The sequence below is a fragment of the Microcoleus sp. Pol8_D6 genome (assembly GCF_036700965.1).
In the GTDB taxonomy this organism is placed as follows: domain Bacteria; phylum Cyanobacteriota; class Cyanobacteriia; order Cyanobacteriales; family Microcoleaceae; genus Microcoleus.
Genome location: NZ_JAUBPW010000068.1, coordinates 17,582 through 37,281 on the forward strand (window position 1 = coordinate 17,582; position 19,700 = coordinate 37,281).

A 19,700-nucleotide genomic window follows, 5' to 3' on the forward strand; every position below is an offset into this window, starting at 1 on the left:
TCGCTCAGCAAAAAACGCCTAACCGTCGTCAACTCAGAGGGGTCACACTACTACCGCGATCTGAATTATCAGGGAGTGGAATGAATTCAGTTTCACCGGGAACCGCCGGGAAGCGGCGGTCTTGCCAATCTCGTTTTGCCTGCTCGATACGCGCTGAGCGGCTCGACACAAAGTTCCAGTACTTTGTGCGATCGCCCACTGGTGCCCCGCCGATAATCATTGCTTTTGCCTCAGCCTCCGCCCGGATATCTACTGATTCATCCGGCGCTAGAACGGCTAGACAATATGGCTCTAACGGCTCTCCATTTACGAACAGGCCGGATGTGACGCTATAAACTGCCCTTTCTAAACCTTCGGTTGGTGCTAGCTGAAATTGACTACCCTCTGTGAAAACGAGCGCTAGGTAAAGAGTAGCAGAATAGGTTTTAACAGGTGATTGGTGAGACTGGTAGCTACCGGCGATCAAGGTCGCGCTGGTGCCTGTCTGAATCCACCTCGGTAAATCAGTCGCCGGATAATGTGAAAAGCTGGGTTCAACTTCTTCAGCGGTTTCGGGGAGGGCAATCCAGGTCTGAATGCCGTGAAGAGTAGATTCTTTCTCTCTAAAGCTCTCGGGCGATCGCTCAGAATGAACAATACCTTTGCCCGCTGTCATCCAGTTCACCTCGCCCGGAAAAATCTCTTGTACTGTCCCTAGACTATCTCTATGCAGAAGGCTTCCTTCAAACAAATAGGTAACCGTCGCTAAATTGATGTGGGGATGAGGTCTAACATCGACGCCTTTTCCAGCCGGGAAAATAGATGGGCCTAAGTGATCAAAGAAGATGAAAGGACCAACCATTTTTAGGGTTTCACTCGGTAAGATGCGCTGTACGCTAAACCCACCTAGGTCGTGCTTTTCAGGCGTGATCAATTGCTGAATGCTCATTTTTGTCCGATCCATTCTTAGTTGACGTTGTGGACGAAGATACAATCTTAGTTCTGTTGCTGCTTCAGATTCTTGCCTAACTTAATGTCAATTTAATGAGTCCCAAGGCTCGATTTCTTTCAGATTCTTATGGCGCTAACGAATCTGCTTGGGGGTCTTTCCCGTGAATCGCTTGAAGTGCTGCGTCAAATGGCTTTGGCTGGAGAAGCCGACTTGCAGGGCAATGTCCGCGATCGCGAGATCGGTTTTCGATAGCATCAATTTCGCCTGTTCTACGCGCTGCTGAATCACGTACTGACGGGGAGAAATTCCCATTGTTTGCTTAAACAAACTTGCAAAGTAAGTCGGGCTAATATTGATTACTTCTGCAAGCTCAGTCAGTGACAAATCTCGATCGAGGTGAGTACGAATATACCCGAGAACTTGCTGTAATCGAGTGTGCGTTAAGCCTTTGTACTTGGCTTCAAGGGTTGGCGTTGTAATTGTTACCATGGTTCAAAGATTGGCAATTTGCTCAACAAAATAGGCAAAAGCTAGCCATCGCGCATTCGATCACTGCAATATTTTGCATTGCCGATCGACTACTGCGCTGCATACCCACCATCTATCATCAACGTTTCACCTGTTATGAATGATGCCATGTCAGATGATAAAAACAGGACTGCATTGGCAACTTCAAGCGGTGTGCCAGCTCGTCCGATCGGGTGAAGTCCTATCAAGTAAGCTTTGGCTTCATCTGTAACTGCTTCAAACATATCTGTTTGGATTGCCCCTGGTGCAACGACATTGATGCGAATACCCGCTTTGGCATATTGGAGCGCAGCAGCTTCAAACATATCTGTTTGGATTGACCCTGGTGCAACGCCATTAATGCGAATACCCGCTTTGGCATATTGGAGTGCAGCAGCTTTTGTTAAACCTACTACCGCATGTTTACTCGCGGTGTAGACGAGGATGTTAGGAAGTGCAACGACTCCAACCGCAGATGCCATATTGACGATCGCACCACTTCCCTGTTTCAACATCTGAGCAATTTCATATTTCATCGACAACCAAACACCTTTGACATTGACATTCATAGTGCGGTCATATTCAGCTTCTGTTTGCTCAATCGATGAGGGATTTTCGCCGCCCATTCCTGCGTTATTAAAGGTCATATCTAACCGACCAAAAACGTCAACCGTTTTATCAACCATTGCTTTAAAATCGGCTTCTTTCGTGACATCTGCTTGCACAAAAAACGCCTCTCCGCCAGTATCCTGAATCAATCGAACCGTTTTTTCACCTTCATTAATTCGACGACCCACAACAACCACTTTTGCCTTTTGTTGGGCATAAGCAATCGCAGCTTCTCTACCAATTCCTGAAGTTCCGCCAGTGACTAACGCCACTTTATCTTGCAGTATCATTCTGTTTCCCCTGTTTTAATTTTATCGGTTTGTCTCAGGGAAGTTTGTCTCAGCAACTCAGTGACTTCTTGCGCGATCGCAATCAGGGCATGATTGACTGAGAAGTCGCGAAGAGAATCAGTCTAAGGTGTACTTTCATGCCCAGAATTATTTTTGCCTTGTACTAGTAAACGTGTCATAGAATTATCCTCAATGAAATACTGATTTGTAATTCACTAAATCAATACGCAGGAATTAAGTTTTTGGCATGGTTCAAGAAGCGGTAATTTTGTTCAGCAGAATAGGCAAAGTCTAGCCATCAAAATTAGATGGCTTACAGCACTTACAGGCAAGTCAGATATGAATTGAGAGCAAAGATCGGGGAACTTAATGACTTGCAGCAATCAGGGCAGCCATCAACTCCGTAGTGTTCCAGCGCTCGGTATACCGAATTCCATTGATAAACAAGGCTGGGGCAGTCATCACTCCACTCTGTATTCCGCCTTCAATATCTTCATTGATGTGATCGACATGCACTTGTTTAGACAACTCTTTGAGAAATTGAGGAATGTCAAGCCCTAAATCATTGGCGTACTCGACAAGATAACCGTTCTCCAACCTTTGTTGATGGTCAAATAAGGTATCGCTCATTAACCAAAACTTTCCTTGGGCGGCGACGGCTTCGGCGGCTTCGGCTGCCCGTTGAGCATGGGGATGAATCTGTGTTTGTGGAAAATGACGGAAGATGAAGCATAAATAATCTTCTCCAAAAGCAGCACTAAGCTCTCGTTTGATCGCTTTAATCAGCTTGTAAACGTCCGCACTTCTAGGGCATTGATAATCTCCGTACATCACCAGCACTACCTTGGCACTCAGAATACCTTGAATCCAATCTTGAGTTGAAGGTGGTACAAGTAAAAACCTGTGGCTACGATCGTCGCTCATCTTTTTACATCTGCATCAAGCATAGAACCATGCAATTTACTTGCTCGATCCATTTGCATGACTGTTTGCATAAATTCAATATAGGAGATCGCCTTCAAGCTGTCGTCTATAGTGAGTTAAAAGTTTGACAGTAGAAATTGATAGAGTAATGGTTCCATCGCAAAGTAGAAGGCCGGCTCTAACTTAAGTTAGACTCTCAACTTGATCGAAAGTACACCCTACAAACTGACAATGCCGCGCTTAACGGCAACAATCACCGCTTGAGTGCGATCGCTCACATCCAACTTATTCAAAATCCGATTGACATGGGATTTAACTGTACCTTCACCGATGCTCAAAGCAGCCGCAATCTCAGCGTTACTCATCCCCTGCGCCAGTGAGCGGAGGACTGTCAGTTCTCTTTCACTCAGTTCTGGATTGCTGAGGCGCTGTACTAACTTTGCTCCTACATCGGGCGGAATATACTTCTGACCCCGATGAACGGTACGAATAGCATTCAGAAGCTCGTCAGGTTCAGTTTCTTTCAACAGATATCCTTTTGCGCCTGCCTGCAATCCCCGATAAATATCTTCGTCACTATCATACGTGGTTAGTACAATAATCCGAGCCGATTTAGCAGCAGCACAAATTGCACTGATAGCGGCAACTCCTTCCACTTCAGGCATTCGCAGATCCATTAGCGTTACATCTGGTTGGTGTTCCCGAAAGGCGGCGATCGCCTGTTCCCCATTTTCGGCTTGTGCAATCACCTGCATATCTGGGTCACGGTTAATAATCGTGGCTAATCCTTGCCGAAAAATGGCGTGATCGTCCGCAATCAGAACCCGAATGGTCGTAGCTTGGCTCATTGTAATGCTCACTCAAAGGTTGACGGTGACAATAATTTCTGTTCCTTGTCCAGGTTGACTCCTAATCGTGAGTTGTGCGCCGATGCGCTCAGCCCGTTCGCTCATGCCGAGTAAGCCAAAACCCTCAGAGGCTGAAATACTTCCAACTCCAAAGCCCTGTCCATTGTCTCTCACGCGCAAGCAAAACTGGTCGCGATTGTAGACTAGCTCCACTCGAATTTCGTCAGCATTGGCGTATCTAATCGCATTAGTTAATGCTTCCTGCCCAATTCGTAGTAAGTTATTCTCGACTTCAGTGGGTAGAGAATACACTGCACCCTCAATCTCATAATATAGAGTGACATCCATTGCGGCAGTTCTGATTTGAGCGATGAGACGATGTAGAGCGCTCTGTAGACTGCCCTCCTCCAAAAGCTGGGGACGGAGTGCCACGACCGATCGCCGCGCTTCAGTCAGTCCAGTTCGCGCCAATTCTTTAATCAGGTCTAGGTGTGCCTGAGCTGCTTCTAAATCATCCGTTAGCACCTGGTTTGCAGCACCTACCTGAGCCAGAATACCTGTAAACGACTGAGCGAGTGTGTCGTGAATTTCGCGTGCCATGCGGTTGCGCTCTTCCAGAATCGAGGCTTCTTCTGCTTGCTTCAGCGCCGTAATATCTCGCGCTAGCCAAATCACCCGATCGTGGTCGATTGGTGCAATGCGAGCCGAAAACCAGGCTTCTCGTCCATTTAGAAACGCACTGTACTCGACTGTGAGGGTTTGTTGGGTTCTCAGCACCTGCTGAATATAACTTAGAAATTCATCGGCTTGTTCCTTTCCGAGTTGATGCATGGTTTTATCAATCATCTCCTCAATGGGTTGCCATAGCAGATTTGGCTCCTGTACGATGATTTCAAGGAATCGCCCTTCAGCAGTCAGTACAAATAATGGATCGGGAATGGCTGAAAAGAGCGCCCGCAGTTCTGCTTCAGAGGCTTGCAATGCTGCTTCTGCTTGCTTGCGATCGTTGATATCCGTAACAACTCCCAACGCTCGGATGGGTTCACCGGATTCATTCCAGGTAACAATTTTGCCGACAGAACGAATCCATTTCCACTGACCATCCTGGGTACGAAGGCGATACTCTACTTGAAAGTTGGGGATTTCTCCAGTAATACAAGCACGGTAGGTTGCGACAACTGATTCTCTGTCATCAGGATGCAAACGAGCAATCCATTCAGGAATGGTTTCGTGGAATGTTGCTGGATCGTAGCCCAGCATTAAAGCGTATTCCGGGTTAACAATTCTTTCTTCAGTCTTTAAATCGAAATCGTAGAGTCCTTGATTTGAAGCGGTTAATGCTAAGCGTAGTCGTTCTTCACTCGTTTGTAGAGCGGCTTCTGCTTGTTTGCGATCGCTAATATCCGCAATCACCCCTTCAATGTAGTCATCGTCTGCATTCAGATAAGCAGAGAAAAGTCCCCAAAACACTGTCCCATCTCGTTTTCGCCCCTGTGCTTCATAGCTTCGCACTTCCCGATCCCGCTTCAGCACCTCAAGGAATTGTTGGCGATCGCTGGGATTTACATAGTAGTCTGTGGCGTGTTCAAGCCCAATCATCTCCTCTGATGAATCAAAGCCAAGCAGATTGGCATAGCATTGATTGGCATCGAGAAGTAATCCATCCGAGAGGCGGGTACGGAAGATGCCAACCTGTGAGTTTTCAAAAATAGTTCTGAACTTAACTTCACTGCGTTGTAATGCCTCTTCTGCTTGTCTACGCTGGGTGGTGTCCATTCCAACCGATAAGATTTCAACGAACTCTCCCTGGTCATTGAAGATGGCTTGATTAGACCAGGCAAGCCAAACTCGCCGACCGTCTCGACACAGGTTTTCACTCTCGCCTTTCGGGTACAATTTGGGATTCCGAAGTAAATCATGGATAAAGGGTTTGACATCGCGTCCAGAGGTTTCGATGTCTGGAATGATTGTTTCAAATAGGGTTCGCCCTAAAAGCTCGTGTTCTTCATAGCCCAGAAGTTTCACCCCATAATCATTTATGTAATGAATCCGTCCTTGCGTGTCATAGCGAATTATGACTGAATTCGCGGTTTGTAGCAGGTTGCGGTAATTGGCCTCACTTTGTAGTAACGCAGCAGTTCGTTCTGCAACCTGTTGCTCTAAAGTGCAGTTGTAGTCGGCTAGGAGTTTCTCGGCTTGTTTGCGCTCTGTAATGTCCTGAAAGGTAGCGATCGCATAAGTGATATTGCCCTGTCGATCAAAAACTGGCGTTCCCCGTGCCTCCAGTAGAATTGTGACATTATCTCGACGAATTTCTATATCTTCAGTCCTGATGCGTTCGCCTCTTAATGCCCGCACAATAGGCAAGCTCTCCGCTGGATAGATTTGATCCGTTCCCGCTACATAAAGCTGATAAGCCTCTGAGATCTGCTCTGGTGCTATGGAAGGATCAGTTTCTTTGCCCACGAGTTGATTGCCGCATTGGTTGGCATAGTAAGGGCAACCCTTCGCATCCACGATCGCAATTCCCACTGGAATCGCTTCGAGGAACTGGGTGATCTTGCTTTCTTTAGCCCGCAGTTCTGAGTAAAGGTTGGCATTTTCGATGGCGATCGCTGCTTGAATCGATAATAGCTGCAAGACCTGCGATCGCTCTGGTGTGAATACTCCAGTTGCTAACCGATTTTCTAAATACAGTACACCGATCAGCTTGGCTTGATTTAGCAGCGGCAAACAGAAAACAGATTGAGGCTGGCTCTGTTGAATGTATGGCTCATTAATAAAAGCACCTTCACGAGTCGCATCATTTAAGATGACAGGCTTCAGAGTCCGAATCACATATTGAATGATTGATTCTGGCAATTGATCGGAAATTGGAATAGACTGTAACACCTGAGTTGCACAAGCATTCTCATCGGCATTGAGTTCACAAGCCGCTTCAATCGACCATTCTCCTGAGTTTTCTAAAATCAGATATCCGGTTTGTGCGCCAGCATTCTCAATTAAAGTTTGCATCAGCGATCGCAGCAATTGCTTCAGTTCAATTTCACGAGAAATTGCCTGTGAAGCTTTCATCACTGCTGCCAAATCGAAAGCGGTATGGAAGGAATTAGAGATAGTTTCAGCAGTAATAGGAATTGATGTGGAAGCGGCTCTAGACGACTGAGAAAAGAACTGTGGATAGCGAGTTTCTAAGTCTTTAACTTTAGCGATGGCGCCCCAGCGAGCGTAGCAATAGTGCGCCTCTTTCATGTAGGTTTGAGCAATTTTTTCTCGACCTCGCGCTAAATAATGTTTAGCCGCTAATTCATAAGCGAGTGCTTCTTCCTGAATATACTCATTTTCAGCAGCACCTGCGATCGCTTGTTCATAGAACTCTTCAGCCTCAAAAAACTGCCCTAAAACTCGCGCTTTCTCTGCCTCGACCAGATGAAATTTATGGAGATAATTCATCGGGGCATGACTCGCCCATTTTTGCATCTTTTCTTGGTTGGTGTTAAAAGAGTTTAGCCAAGCTGATTTTTCAGAGTTTGAAGCATCGAGCAATAGGCTCAAAAGCGCCAGCGAATGATAGAAACAGAATACAGGTAAAACTCCTATTGCCCTCGCTTCTTCAAAATGTTGCCTTGCCAAAATGGCAGTCTGTACAGCTTGATGATATTCTCCGAATAGATAAAATAGTATGATTTTGTGCAGATATAGCATTTGAATTGCAGTTCCATCTTTAACTGCAATAGCGTGTGATAACGCCTCCTCTTCATTAAACACCCGACCAACTAAGCGACTGGGATTCTCAGACCTATCTAACAAATTAAGAATGGTCTGCCACACCATTGCAATCCAAGTTGAGGGACTTTCCCGTCTGATTCGATCAACCGCTTTGCTGTAGGTTGCCGTTTTCTGTTCCAGTTGGGTGAGTTCCTCACCGACAAAAAACGAGTGGTAGCACACCTCATATGCAGCATAACCAGCAGATTCAAAGTCTCCGCTTTCCACTCCTTCCTGATAAACCTCAACCAGCAGTGGTATCGTCTCCTTAAGATGTACTTTCCATTGCATAATCTGGTCACTAAATACGTGTAATGCTTTAGCCTTGCCTTTTTTGGTATTCAATCGTTCTGCCAAGGTAAGAGCCAATTGACCAAATTTATAGCCGAGTTCAATATCTTGAACAACTCCACATAGAACCAACCCGTAGCAGGCATAATACAGTGATGACCAGATAGCATTCCCGTAGTTGATTGATAAATTTACCGTTTTGAACGTAATCAGTATCCACAGTGCTGGTGATACTATGAATGCAGCAGACCCTATATTCGCTAGGATTGACATTGCTGCTAGCGGTTCTGGTGCAGTCATCTCTGGTAAATTAATCAAGTCTTTAATTTCTCGTTCAGCAAGTAGTCCCGCCGTTGACTCCAATCCGCCTCGAACATCTAACTCACTTGGATTTTCTGGTAAAATCACTCCCAGGAGCTTCAACACTTTCCAGCCAATTTTGAGTGCTTCTTTCAGGTTGCCCTGTGACAAATATCTTTGAATGCTGCTATCGTAAACTTGCACTTTGTCAACCACTGTTTTGGCACGAGCGAGTACCACTTCTACCAACTGTTCCATCTCATCAAAGCGACCCTGGAGATACGCCGCTTCTGCTGCTTCTGAGTACAGCGCTAAGGTCAGATCATACTCACTCTGCCAACTCTCTGAATTGAGGAGTTTAAGCCCTGTAGTGAAATACTTAAAAGCTGCTTCATAAGCCGTTGCTGCCTTTGCTTTCTGACCTGCCATTAAATTCAATCTGGCAATTTCAGTTCGTTCTGATCGAGCAGTGACTAGCTCAATTCCTTGATTGAGATGATCGATGATTTCAAGCAATCGATCGGATCGTTGCTCTGGTGAAGTTTTTTTGAACAAATTACGACCGATTTGGAAATGAACTACTTGTTTCTGCGATTCATCAATCAAAGCATAAGCCGCTTGCTGAACGCGATCGTGCAGAAACTTGTAGTCTTGAACTAACAAGTTTTCGTCTAATTCAGATAAAGGTTGAATTAATTCAGCTTGTATTGCTGCTAGTAGATCCTGAAAAATTGCTTTCGGTGATTTTTCGCAAATGATCGCCAACGTTTCTAAATCAAACTCAGACCCAACACAAGCAGCGATGGAGAGAACTTGCTGTGTTGCTTCCGGTAATTTCTGCAACTGACGCAGCAGCAACTCCACCACATTAGCAGTGATATCTTGAGCTTCAATCTCAGTTAAGTTACACTGCCAACTCAACTGTTGGGCATCAAAAGTCAACAGGTTTTCACCATACAGCAGCTTCAAAAATTCACCAACAAAGAAAGGGTTGCCCTCGGTTTTACGCAACACGACTTGGGCTAAGGAACGAACGGTATCAGGATTGCGATGTAATGTCTCAGCCACCAGTTGAGTCAACGGTTCCAGCGTTAAGGGGGGCAGGGTAATTTCTTGAAGCGCTGCCCCCTGATTTCGCAAGCTCTCCAGCATCAAAATTAATGAATGCGTTGAAGACACTTCATAATCTCGATAGGCTCCGATCAAAAACAGGGATTGAGTTTGCTCGTCAAGCAATATGAGTTCAATTAACTTCAACGTCGCAGAATCGATCCACTGTAGATCGTCTAAAAAGATGACTAGGGGATGCTCTTTTGCACAAAACGCCCGCACAAACCTTTGAAACGTGAGATTGAAGCGATTCTGTGCTTCTGTTGCTCCAACTTCGGGCACAGGTGGCTGCTTGCCAATAATGAACTCAACTTCGGGAATGACATCTATGATAATTTGTCCGTTGCTTCCCAAGGCAGTGAGTAGACGCGATCGCCATACTTCCACCTGTTCATTGGGTTCGCCCAAGAGTTGCTGCACCAATCTTTGCAGAGCATCGACGATCGCGCTGTAGGGAATATTGCGCTGGAATTGGTCAAATTTACCCCAGATAAAATAGCCGTGCTTTGCGGTGATCGGTTTAAAGAGTTCCTGTACCAATGCTGTTTTACCAACGCCAGCGTAACCAGAGACCAGCATTATTTCACGGACTCCCTTACTCCGTGCCACTCTGTCAAACGCCACCCATAATGCTGAAATCTCCGCTTCTCGCCCATACAGTTTTTGAGGAATGCAGAACTGCTCGGAAACATCTTGCAGTCCCAACGATATGGCGTTAATCTGACCCATTTCCGCCAGTTGTTGGGCACAGCGCTCTAGATCTGCTTTGATGCCCCAGGCACTTTGATAACGATCCTCTGCATTTTTTGCCATCAGTTTCAAAATCAGGTTTGAAACAGGTTGGGGAATCGTGGCATTCAATTCGTGCGGGGGAATCGGCGGTGTAGCAATGTGACAGTGAACTAGTTCCAGGAGATCACTGGTGGGAAACGGCAATTGTCCCGTCAACAGTTTGTAGAAGGTTGCACCCAGTGAATAAAAGTCGGTGCGATAGTCGAGCATCCGGTTCATTCGTCCGGTTTGCTCTGGCGACAAATAGGCGGGGGTTCCTTCTAGAAGATGGAGACTCTTGAATGTGGGATTGGTACGACTGAAGCGAGTGGCAATGCCAAAATCAATGATTTTGACAACGCCAGTCCTCGGATTAAAGACAATGTTGCCAGGATTAATATCTTTATGGATGACATGAGCCGCATGGATTTTGCCTAGAGTATCAGTAATGGCGATCGCCATATTCAAAAAAACCGACAGCGGCATGGGAGAGAAGTCTAATTGTTGCCGCATCCAGCATTCTAAAGACTCTCCACCAAAGTCTTCTAAAAGAAGAACCAGCGTGCGCTGGTAGTCTTGTTGGCTGTATGCCTTGACTACGCCTTCAATGTTGAGAAAACGAGTAATTTCATACTCCTGCCGATAGCGAGTTAATTCATGAGGAGAGGGATAATCCTGCTTGAGAACTTTGGCAATCACTGCACAATTATCTTGCTCTCTGATGCCCCGATACACCAAAGAAACTAAGCTCTGATAGATTTTGCTGTGGATAGTAATTCCAGGCAGGGTAATCATTGAATGCTCCCTCGATAAAGGACTGTCATCCGTTTCCCAAAGTATATCGCTTGCCAAACTCCAGAATATAAAGCTCCTTGTGTAGATCTTTATATCTTGACTTGTAATTGCTCAACTCAGTAGCCAATCAGACTGGTGTGAGGCAAGGGCATGGGAAATAGCCTGGAAGGCAGAGATACTCTGACGGCGAGCCGTATTACTGGGGTGTGCCGGTATGTATTGCAGGGGCATACAGGAGGGGTTTTCATACCAAATCAGGTTATCATAGAATACTAACAAATCAACCATAGTTAAACCAATGATAATTGGTCAGGTTTTTGATTTCATTGTTCATTTGTTGAAGAACACAGCATCTGGTAGCTAAAACATCTTCTAACTCATCAATACTTTCAAAATGCTCGTTAACTAAAGGTTCATCTACTAACGACCATAATCTTGACGGCACGGTTGGAGTTCTGGAGAATATGGGGGTAGAAATTCCTTAATTATTCCTGCTGGTAACTCGACTTTTGGGCTGGTATGCCATCCGGCTCTATCTTGAACTAACAAAATAATTTTTGGCTACTCTGCACCAACTTCGGCCGCAAATGTCTTCAACACCAGGTTGAACCACCTCGTATCTACGCGAGGAATTAAATACCAATAAGTTCTTCCGGTTTTGGGTTCAACAAATCCATAAACCTATAACCATTCATACCGATGCTGTACTACTGCTATCGGTCTTTCTCCTATGGGAGACCAAACTTTCCGAAGTATCGGTTTAAGTCCCACTCTATGCTCATCAAAGAACCACACCTCTATTTGAGCTTCAGGATATTGCTGTTCCAGTTCTTTGACCAATACTGGCAACTGTTTTTTGAAATCCTCCTGGGCTCAAGAGCGATGTTTAGGTCTCGGTTTTTGCCAAGAGTATTTGCACTTTTTTAAGTAATCCCATCCTCTTTGATTGCCTACTTTTTTTCTGCCGATTTCTTTCTCCAGCCACCTCGCTACTTTGGGTCCAGTCCAGATGCCGCCATCTTCGGGTCTTGAACGCAGTGCTGTCACTAATTTTGACAATTGTTGTTCACTTAATAATGGGGTTTTTCCTCTGATATGAGTCTGAGTTTCTTTGCGCCTGTTTTTGACTCCTTCTACTCCTAACTCATTATATTTTTTAACAACTTTTTTCACGTATTGATAATCTAGCCCCACCGCTATTGCGCTATTTTTCATTGTCCATCTATCATGCAACTTTCCATAATATATGCCATCTCCTTGCTTCTACTGGGTCTTGACTTGTGAGATATTTTTCTTTCAGTTCATTAGCATTGAGATGATTTGCCAAATATGCTTTTTTGGGCATCGCTTTTTATTTTTATGTGATTATAAGTAGTCTATCATAACCGGATTTGGTATCACCCTAGCATTTGCAGCCCACGATCGGCAGCTAATCAGCGGTAATTTTGATCGAACCATCCGAGTCTGGAATCTACAAACTGGTGAAAGTGTAAAAATCTTGCGGGGGCATACGGGTGGGATCTGGTCGGTTGCTGTATGCCTTGATAATCAACTATTAGCGAGTGGCAGTGGCGATCAGACTATTCGGCTCTGGAATCTGCAAACTGGATCTTGTTTGAACGTCTTGCACGAACACACCAGTTGGGTCACGTCAGTCAGCTTTAGCCCAGATGGTCAGTTTTTAATCAGTGGCAGTGACGATCACACCGCACCCTTAAAGTGTGGGACATCGCTACCGGATTTTGCATTCAGACATTGATGGTCGATCAATTGTATGAATGTACTTTCGATCGAATTCGGATTCTAACTTAAGTTAGAGCCAGCCTTCTACTCTGCGATGGAACGGTTAATCTATCAATTTGCACTGTAAAAAATTTAACTTGCTATAGGCGACAGCTTGAAGGTGACCACCTATATTGAATTTGTGCAAACAGTCATGCAAATGGATCGAGCAAGTAAATTGCACGGTTCCATGCTTGAAGGCATGAATCTTCAAGGTGCAACTGGATTAACGCACGCTCAAGCAACGACGTTGAAAGCATTAGGAGCAATTTCATAGTGAAGCGATCGCCCTTTGAACACGCGACGCGAACACCTTAACTCTATGCTTAACTCACGGATCTTAAGTGGTGAAATTTGGGGTTGTCTTGCAGACTCAGTTCATGGCGCGATCGCTTACTTCATCAACCATTGAGGGTAAACAGACGTTTCATTTAAAAGCACAAGCAGAGATGTTTAGCTTTTGATTTCATTCTGCAATTCCTCATTCACCAATCGCTCAAATAGGAGAGTTCAATGTCTAAAAATCAAAAAATCGGTCTAGAAGGACTGCTTCGTTCAGAAGATAGCATCCTGGTACTGATTGACCACCAGCCCTATCAGTTCACCAACTTGAACAGCCATGAACCTACGATGATCATTAACAATGTTATTGGTCTTGCCAAATCGGCAAAGGTGTTCAACGTACCCACAATCCTGACCACAGTCATTGAAGAAAGAGGGGGTTATATCATTAAGGGACTACAGGATGTTTTTCCCGATCAAAAACCGATTAACCGCACTTTCATCAATACCTGGGAAGATCCAAATGTGACAGATATAGTGAAGAAAAGTGGCCGCAAGCAACTTATACTTGCTGCGCTTTGGACCGAGATTTGTCTCGCAATGCCAGCAATCCAGGCGCTGGGTGAAGGTTATGAAGTATTCATCGTTACCGATGCTTCGGGCAGTGTTACTGCGGAAGCTCATGACATGGCGGTTCGCCGGATGGTTCAGGCGGGTGCAGTTCCAATCAACTGGATGGCTGTACTTGCTGAATGGCAACGTGACTGGGCACGCACAGAAACATCTGCGGGTGTATCAGAGATTCTTCTTGAGCATGGCGGTGCTAGTGCGGTTGCCCTTGCATGGGAACTTCAGCTCCTTGCAACAACCCCTCCAGCGGACGGCAAACCTGTCCAGGTCAGCAATTCCTCCATCTTCATGGGTCGATAGTAAAATCCCATTGCCACCAGAAGATTAGCGAGGGAAATCCTCTCTAAACACAGTCTTCGTCCCTGCTATGACAAACAGCAGGTTAGGGACAGAAACTCTCTTATCCCTAATTCCATCCTGCAATTCCTCATTCACCAATCACTCAAATAGGAGAATTACCTAATGTCTACATTCAAGTACAATCGTCTAGACAAGAATAATGCTGCGGTTTTACTGGTGGATCACCAAACTGGACTGTTCTCGCTTGTGCGTGATATTGGTGCTGCCGACTTCAAAAATAATGTGCTAGCGCTAGCAAGTATAGCCAAGTTTTTCAACCTGCCTACTGTTTTGACTACTAGCTTTGAGGACGGTCCCAATGGAGTCATCCTGCCGGAACTGAAGGAGAAGTTTCCTGATGCTCCTTTCATTCCGCGCCCCGGACAGATCAACGCTTGGGACAATGAGGAATTTGTTAAAGCCGTAGAAGCAACGGGTAAGAAGCAATTGATTATTGCCGGAATTGTCACGGATGTCTGTGTCACTTTTTGCGCGCTTTCAGCATTGGAGGCAGGGTATGACGTTTTTGTTGTCACTGATGCCTCTGGCACCTTCGATGAAGCCTGCCGCGATGCAGCTTGGGATCGGATGTCTCGTGCTGGCGCTCAGTTGGTCAATTGGTTTAGCGTTGTTTGTGAATTGCACCGTGATTGGCGTAACGATATTGAAGGGCTAGGTAATATCCTTGCAAAGTTTATTCCTGACTACAAAAACCTAATGACGAGCTATGCAACAACATCAAATGCTGGCTCTGCCAATCGCGAACGCCCATTGGTGACAAGTTAAGGCTGTATACCAGTTATCAAGGACTTTCTGCCAACGCTGGGTATGCCACTAGGTCAGGCATCTAGACTTCATAAGTAAATATGCTCGTTGGCGAAGGTTTTTCGAGCTGGCGTTGCTGAAAGGGTAATGATTTAAGTCGGTAAAGGAATAGTTTGATATTTCAGATAGTGCAGCAATAACCGTAGGGAAAACTTCAACATCTCAACCGACTTGGAGTAGCACTCTTGTTTTGCGATGTAGTCGAGCTATCCGGATGTCTTAGTCTAGTGTTTTCTCCTTCCACCCTTGTCATATACGTCTTACTGACAATGTGGTCGGCATCTTCGATAAAAATTGGATATACTGGCCAGCCGTCAGTAACATAAAAGAAACATTGCCAACACTTGACAATCCGCCACAAAGGCTTAAAAGTTTCTGCACGCACGATCTCCGATTGTCCAGGCTAAGACTCCTGGTTGCTTGTGATTCACTGCTGTCCAAATCCAAAGTTTATTACGCTTGTTGCAAATGTTGGTCTGGAGTTCATTAAGGTCTGTAATTTCGGGGATTTCATCGATCTCAGGCGCATCAGGGATTTGGCAACCAGCTTCCCTTATCCAGTGGATGATCGTAGTGTGGTGGATTCCGGTGACTCGCAAGGGTGCCCCGCAGCCCCATACCATTGAGGTACATTTTCAGGCACAGTTGCTTAACATCGTCAGAATATTTCCAATCGCCATAGCTTTCGAGGAATTGGCGACCGCACTGCTTGCATTTGTAGCACTGTCTCTCAGTACGATGACCATTCTTATATATCTCGTTTGAGTCGCAACGCCGGACACTTCATCGGGATTAACCTCCGTCCACTCTACTTATTCCTCTTTTACCATGATAACCATTAGTTTTTCAGCAACGCCTTCGAGCTAATCTACATTTAGTGTGAAGTTTTCAGATGCAGCGAACTTTGCCAATTACAGCGCCTATTTCCTAGCCTAACCAATTTTGTATTTTAGACTTTGAATTGTTCTCATGAGTAACAAGCGCAGAACAACCAGGAGAGATTTTCTCCAACTAACTCTAGGAGCAGGAGTTTCGTCTTATTTGTTAGGACAGCGCCGGACGTTTGCAACCACAGCTTTTAATGCAGATGCAAAGGCAGAATTAATCCTTACGAATGCTCGCATTGCAACTCAAGATGACCGACGTTCTTTTGCCGAAGCGGTTGCTATTAGTCAAGGTCGCTTTCTAGCCGTCGGTACGGATAAAGAGGTCATAGCATATAAGGACGATAATACCCAGATTATTGATGCCAGGGGGCGGACGGTTATACCGGGAATTAATGATACCCATACTCATCTGATTCGTGGTGGTCTTAACTACAACATGGAACTCAGGTGGGATGGCGTGCCGTCTCTAGCGGATGCCTTACGAATGTTGCGAGAACAAGCACGAAGAACTCCAGCACCGCAGTGGGTACGAGTCGTAGGGGGATGGACGGAGTTTCAGTTTGCCGAACGTCGAATGCCGACTCTTGAGGAAATTAATGCAGTTTCTCAAGATGTTCCAGTTTTCATCCTCAATCTTTATAACCTTGCCTTACTCAATCGCGCCGCACTACGCGCCCTTGGCTACACCAAGACTACTCCTAATCCAACGGGAGGAGAAATTCAACGCGATCGCAACGGGAATCCCACTGGACTCCTCATCGCCAAACCCAATGCAACCCTGCTTTATGCTGCCCTCGCCCAAGGACCAAAGCTGAGTCCAGAAGACCAGCTTAATTCCTCTCGCCACTATATGCGTGAAATGAATCGCTTAGGCATCACCAGCGTTATTGATGCAGGGGGAGGTGGACAAAACTACCCGGATGATTATCAAATCATTAATCAACTCCACCAGCAAGGTTTAATGACGGTTCGGGTAGCTTACAATTTATTCACCCAGCGCCCCGGCCAGGAAGTTGATGACTTTGAGCAGTGGAGTAAGATTGCTACTCCTGGTCAAGGGGATGATTTTTATCGCTTGAATGGTGCAGGAGAAATGCTTGTTTATTCTGCTGCGGACTTTGAGGATTTTGTCGAACCTCGACCGAATCTTCCAGAAACGATGGAGTCCAGCTTAACAGATGTGGTAATGCTGCTGGCTCAAAATCGGTGGCCGTTCCGCCTCCATGCCACTTACGACGAATCGATCACCCGCTTTCTCAGTGTTTTTGAAAGTGTCAATCGCGAGATACCTTTCGAGGGTATGCACTGGATTTTGGACCATGCCGAAACTATCTCCCAACGCAACATCGAACGGGTGAAAGCATTGGGTGGAGGAATTGCCATTCAGCACCGCATGGCGTATCAGGGCGAATACTTTGTCAATCGCTATGGGGAAACGACGACAGCAAACTCTCCTCCCATTAAACAAATGCTGGCAATGGGAGTCCCTGTCAGTGGCGGAACGGATGGAACGCGAGTTGCTAGTTATAACCCTTGGGTGGGTCTTTACTGGCTGGTTAGTGGTAAGACAGTTGGTGGTATGTCGCTGTATCCAGAGGCAAATCGGTTTGACCGCATGGAGGCGCTGAGGATTTACACGACAAATGCGGCTTGGTTTTCCAATGAGGAGGGAAATAAAGGTGCGATCGCACCCGGTCAGTTAGCCGACTTGGCGGTTCTCTCGGAGGATTACTTTTCGATTCCAGAGGAACGCATCAAAAGCTTGGAATCGGTCTTAACCCTTGTCAACGGCAAACCCGTATATGCAACCGATGAATTCCAAACCTTAGCCCCACCTCCCTTACCTGTTAGCCCGGATTGGTCTCCCGTTGCCCATTATGGGGGCTACCATAACAAAACAACGATTCCTGCGGCTTCGTCTTATCGACCTTCCTCTTTAGGCTGTTGTTCTCCAAGTCAGCGTTCCAGTAGCCAGTTGTCGTCAGCGTTACTAAGCAAGGTTGGGAGTTTAGCCGGATTTTGGGGAGGCATGGGCTGTGCGTGTTCTATTTAAGGCATTCTGCAAAACCCTAAATGCTCATTTACGACTGACTTGTCTGGACAGACTCGCTATACATACGAAGTTTACGACCCATCGCAATTAACTGGCTGTCCCCAGCGCTCCATTCGTGACAAGTTAAGCACTTCCTGGGGGATAGCTATAGTCTTATAGCTTCCTGGCTTGTTAACCCTGCTTTTAGATTGGGAGGATGGATAGGATATCTCCGGGCATCGGCGCAAGACCTCTCCAACGCTCCTACTGCTGAAATTTTTTACTACGCAGTTAATTTTGGATTTCCAGATTTGGGTAAGGAAGGAAACTTATTAGGCTTTGTTTTTGGACAACCGCCTAAAGTGATCAGCAATCAGTTTGGAGTAATCGATCGTAGCACCTCATTGCACTTTGAAATCTTCTACCAGTTTCAAATGAACGACCATCTCTCAATCACTCCTGGTGTAATCGTCATTACCAACCCTGAACACAACAGCAATAATGACACGATTTTTGTTGGCACCATTCGGACGACGTTTCAGTTTTAGAGTCTATACAGGCACGGTAAGAGCTGTTTTCCTGTTTTAACCATCCAATTTCCCAGACTGTTAAATTCTATGTTGGAAGAACCATTGGCGAGTAATACCAGTCAAGAAAACTATCTAGTCACCGCCGTGATTTCTCATATCGTGAGACCAGGACGTGAACAAGGTTATGAAGCATGGTTTCATGGCATCGCCGCAGATGCACGAAAATTCAAGGGACATTTAGGTGTCAGCACGATTCGACCTCATGATCATGATCATCCTGAATACGTGGTCATTCTCAAGTTCGATTGCTACAACAATCTCAAAACCTGGATTGAATCAGATATTCGGCAAGAATGGATTGAGCGACTGCAACCCTTAATTGAAAAGCCAGAAGCAATTCAAACCCTGACTGGGCTGGAAACCTGGTTTACGCTTCCTGACAAGCCGATGAAGGCTCCACCCCCGCGCTACAAAATGGCGATCGTCACATGGCTGGCAGTGTTTTTTACGATATCTATTCTCAATCGTTTGCTAGTACCACTCCTAGCTGGGCTTCCGGTATTGCTCAGAACGTTGTTGGTTACAGGTCTAACGGTTGCCCTGCTGACCTACGTGATTATGCCGCGCCTCACCCAGCTCTTTCACAAATGGCTGTATCCCACTTGATCGAGTACATATCTTGCACATTCACAGGAATCTTCCATGTCTTGTCAACACCTGAACGAACTGACGCTAGAGGATATGATTTCAAAAGCCAATTACCCGGTATTCCGCTGTGAGGAATGCCTGCGAATTGGCGATCGCTGGGTTCACTTGAGAATTTGTCAAACCTGCGGCAAAATGCTGTGCTGCGACTCGTCTAAAAATCAACACGCTCGCCGCCATTACGAAGAAAGTGGACATGCGGTGATTAGTTCAGCCGAATTGGGAGAACAATGGCTGTGGTGTTTTACCGACCAACAACAGAAGAACTATTGATCACGCGCCCCTTTTCTACTCGCGAGGAAATCATGATGTTAAATCAGCCTGCCCTAACAGATATTTGGCCGAGTTTACCCCTGGACGCATGGCAAGAGACCTATGCCACCTTGCACATGTGGACTCAAATCATCGGCAAAATCCGATTTGCCCAAACTCCGTGGATTAATCATTCCTGGCATATTCCTTTCTATCTAATACCAATTCTCCAAAATTATGCTACAGTATTTAGTGCCGATAGAATATAATCCCATCCCGTGATAGATGCGAT

16 protein-coding genes and 1 pseudogene are annotated in these 19,700 nt (G+C 45.8%); 9 read left to right on the forward strand and 8 right to left on the reverse strand.

All coding sequences use genetic code 11. The annotated features are described in order from the left end of the window. Positions 1–28: 28 nt before the first annotated feature. The 7 genes from QUA10_RS22965 to QUA10_RS22995 form a co-directional block, all read right to left on the reverse strand. Positions 29–928: a pirin family protein gene (locus QUA10_RS22965; RefSeq protein WP_333084887.1), complete on the reverse strand. Its 900-nt coding sequence runs from the start codon at positions 926–928 to the stop codon at positions 29–31. 135 nt (positions 929–1,063) lie between these two features. Continuing rightward, a complete protein-coding gene (locus tag QUA10_RS22970) occupies positions 1,064–1,420 on the reverse strand; it encodes an AraC family transcriptional regulator (RefSeq protein WP_333084886.1) in 357 nt (118 codons plus the stop codon). 89 nt (positions 1,421–1,509) lie between these two features. Continuing rightward, positions 1,510–2,337 carry an SDR family oxidoreductase gene (locus QUA10_RS22975; protein WP_333086380.1) on the reverse strand — a complete coding sequence of 276 codons (828 nt, stop codon included), beginning with the start codon at positions 2,335–2,337 and terminating at the stop codon, positions 1,510–1,512. A gap of 366 nt (positions 2,338–2,703) precedes the next feature. Next, a complete protein-coding gene (locus QUA10_RS22980; protein ID WP_333084884.1) occupies positions 2,704–3,261 on the reverse strand; it encodes a DsbA family protein in 558 nt (185 codons plus the stop codon). 218 nt (positions 3,262–3,479) lie between these two features. Next, positions 3,480–4,109 (reverse strand): response regulator transcription factor, encoded by a 630-nt coding sequence (locus QUA10_RS22985; protein WP_333084883.1) that lies wholly within the window; start codon positions 4,107–4,109, stop codon positions 3,480–3,482. Between the two features lie 12 nt (positions 4,110–4,121). After that, positions 4,122–11,144, reverse strand: coding sequence for a PAS domain S-box protein (locus tag QUA10_RS22990; protein WP_333084882.1), 7,023 nt, complete (start codon positions 11,142–11,144; stop codon positions 4,122–4,124). A gap of 873 nt (positions 11,145–12,017) precedes the next feature. After that, a complete protein-coding gene (locus QUA10_RS22995) occupies positions 12,018–12,359 on the reverse strand; it encodes a winged helix-turn-helix domain-containing protein (protein ID WP_333084881.1) in 342 nt (113 codons plus the stop codon). Positions 12,360–12,576: 217 nt separating this feature from the next. Between QUA10_RS22995 and QUA10_RS29180 the strand changes: the two genes are divergently transcribed. From QUA10_RS29180 to ycaC, 4 genes are all read left to right on the forward strand, one after another. After that, on the forward strand, positions 12,577–12,903 hold the full coding sequence (locus QUA10_RS29180) for a WD40 repeat domain-containing protein (RefSeq protein ID WP_445243603.1): 327 nt from the start codon (positions 12,577–12,579) through the stop codon (positions 12,901–12,903). Between the two features lie 144 nt (positions 12,904–13,047). Further along, positions 13,048–13,203, forward strand: a complete 156-nt coding sequence (locus tag QUA10_RS23000) for a hypothetical protein (RefSeq protein WP_333084880.1) — start codon at positions 13,048–13,050, stop codon at positions 13,201–13,203. 236 nt (positions 13,204–13,439) lie between these two features. Further along, entirely contained in the window at positions 13,440–14,138 is a 699-nt protein-coding gene (locus tag QUA10_RS23005; protein ID WP_333084879.1) for a hydrolase, read from the forward strand. Between the two features lie 162 nt (positions 14,139–14,300). Further along, complete coding sequence (gene ycaC, locus QUA10_RS23010) at positions 14,301–14,963, forward strand: isochorismate family cysteine hydrolase YcaC (RefSeq protein WP_333084878.1); 663 nt, start codon at positions 14,301–14,303, stop codon at positions 14,961–14,963. A gap of 131 nt (positions 14,964–15,094) precedes the next feature. On the opposite strand, the pseudogene QUA10_RS23015 reads toward ycaC, so the two are convergent. After that, positions 15,095–15,789 (reverse strand): annotated as a pseudogene (locus QUA10_RS23015) (IS1 family transposase). Between the two features lie 182 nt (positions 15,790–15,971). Here QUA10_RS23015 and QUA10_RS23020 point away from each other — a divergent pair. The 5 genes from QUA10_RS23020 (at position 15,972) to QUA10_RS23040 (ending at position 19,677) form a co-directional block, all read left to right on the forward strand. After that, positions 15,972–17,942 (forward strand): amidohydrolase, encoded by a 1,971-nt coding sequence (locus QUA10_RS23020; protein WP_333084877.1) that lies wholly within the window; start codon positions 15,972–15,974, stop codon positions 17,940–17,942. Between the two features lie 134 nt (positions 17,943–18,076). Next, on the forward strand, positions 18,077–18,469 hold the full coding sequence (locus QUA10_RS23025; RefSeq protein ID WP_333084906.1) for an iron uptake porin: 393 nt from the start codon (positions 18,077–18,079) through the stop codon (positions 18,467–18,469). A gap of 69 nt (positions 18,470–18,538) precedes the next feature. Beyond that, on the forward strand, positions 18,539–19,117 hold the full coding sequence (locus tag QUA10_RS23030) for an antibiotic biosynthesis monooxygenase (protein ID WP_333084876.1): 579 nt from the start codon (positions 18,539–18,541) through the stop codon (positions 19,115–19,117). Between the two features lie 36 nt (positions 19,118–19,153). Further along, positions 19,154–19,429 (forward strand): UBP-type zinc finger domain-containing protein, encoded by a 276-nt coding sequence (locus QUA10_RS23035; RefSeq protein WP_333084875.1) that lies wholly within the window; start codon positions 19,154–19,156, stop codon positions 19,427–19,429. A 32-nt stretch (positions 19,430–19,461) separates the two neighbouring features. Next, positions 19,462–19,677: a DUF5996 family protein gene (locus tag QUA10_RS23040; protein WP_333086381.1), complete on the forward strand. Its 216-nt coding sequence runs from the start codon at positions 19,462–19,464 to the stop codon at positions 19,675–19,677. Positions 19,678–19,700: the final 23 nt, after the last annotated feature.

Excerpts from the sequence above, each read along its gene's own strand:
- QUA10_RS22965 (WP_333084887.1), bottom strand. The coding sequence starts at position 928 with ATGAGCATTCAGCAATTGATCACGCCTGAAAAGCACGACCTAGGTGGG.
- QUA10_RS22970 (WP_333084886.1), bottom strand. The coding sequence starts at position 1,420 with ATGGTAACAATTACAACGCCAACCCTTGAAGCCAAGTACAAAGGCTTA.
- QUA10_RS22975 (WP_333086380.1), bottom strand. The coding sequence starts at position 2,337 with ATGATACTGCAAGATAAAGTGGCGTTAGTCACTGGCGGAACTTCAGGA.
- QUA10_RS22980 (WP_333084884.1), bottom strand. The coding sequence starts at position 3,261 with ATGAGCGACGATCGTAGCCACAGGTTTTTACTTGTACCACCTTCAACT.
- QUA10_RS22985 (WP_333084883.1), bottom strand. The coding sequence starts at position 4,109 with ATGAGCCAAGCTACGACCATTCGGGTTCTGATTGCGGACGATCACGCC.
- QUA10_RS22990 (WP_333084882.1), bottom strand. The coding sequence starts at position 11,144 with ATGATTACCCTGCCTGGAATTACTATCCACAGCAAAATCTATCAGAGC.
- QUA10_RS22995 (WP_333084881.1), bottom strand. The coding sequence starts at position 12,359 with ATGAAAAATAGCGCAATAGCGGTGGGGCTAGATTATCAATACGTGAAA.
- QUA10_RS23005 (WP_333084879.1), top strand. The coding sequence starts at position 13,440 with ATGTCTAAAAATCAAAAAATCGGTCTAGAAGGACTGCTTCGTTCAGAA.
- ycaC (WP_333084878.1), top strand. The coding sequence starts at position 14,301 with ATGTCTACATTCAAGTACAATCGTCTAGACAAGAATAATGCTGCGGTT.
- QUA10_RS23020 (WP_333084877.1), top strand. The coding sequence starts at position 15,972 with ATGAGTAACAAGCGCAGAACAACCAGGAGAGATTTTCTCCAACTAACT.
- QUA10_RS23030 (WP_333084876.1), top strand. The coding sequence starts at position 18,539 with ATGTTGGAAGAACCATTGGCGAGTAATACCAGTCAAGAAAACTATCTA.
- QUA10_RS23035 (WP_333084875.1), top strand. The coding sequence starts at position 19,154 with ATGTCTTGTCAACACCTGAACGAACTGACGCTAGAGGATATGATTTCA.
- QUA10_RS23040 (WP_333086381.1), top strand. The coding sequence starts at position 19,462 with ATGATGTTAAATCAGCCTGCCCTAACAGATATTTGGCCGAGTTTACCC.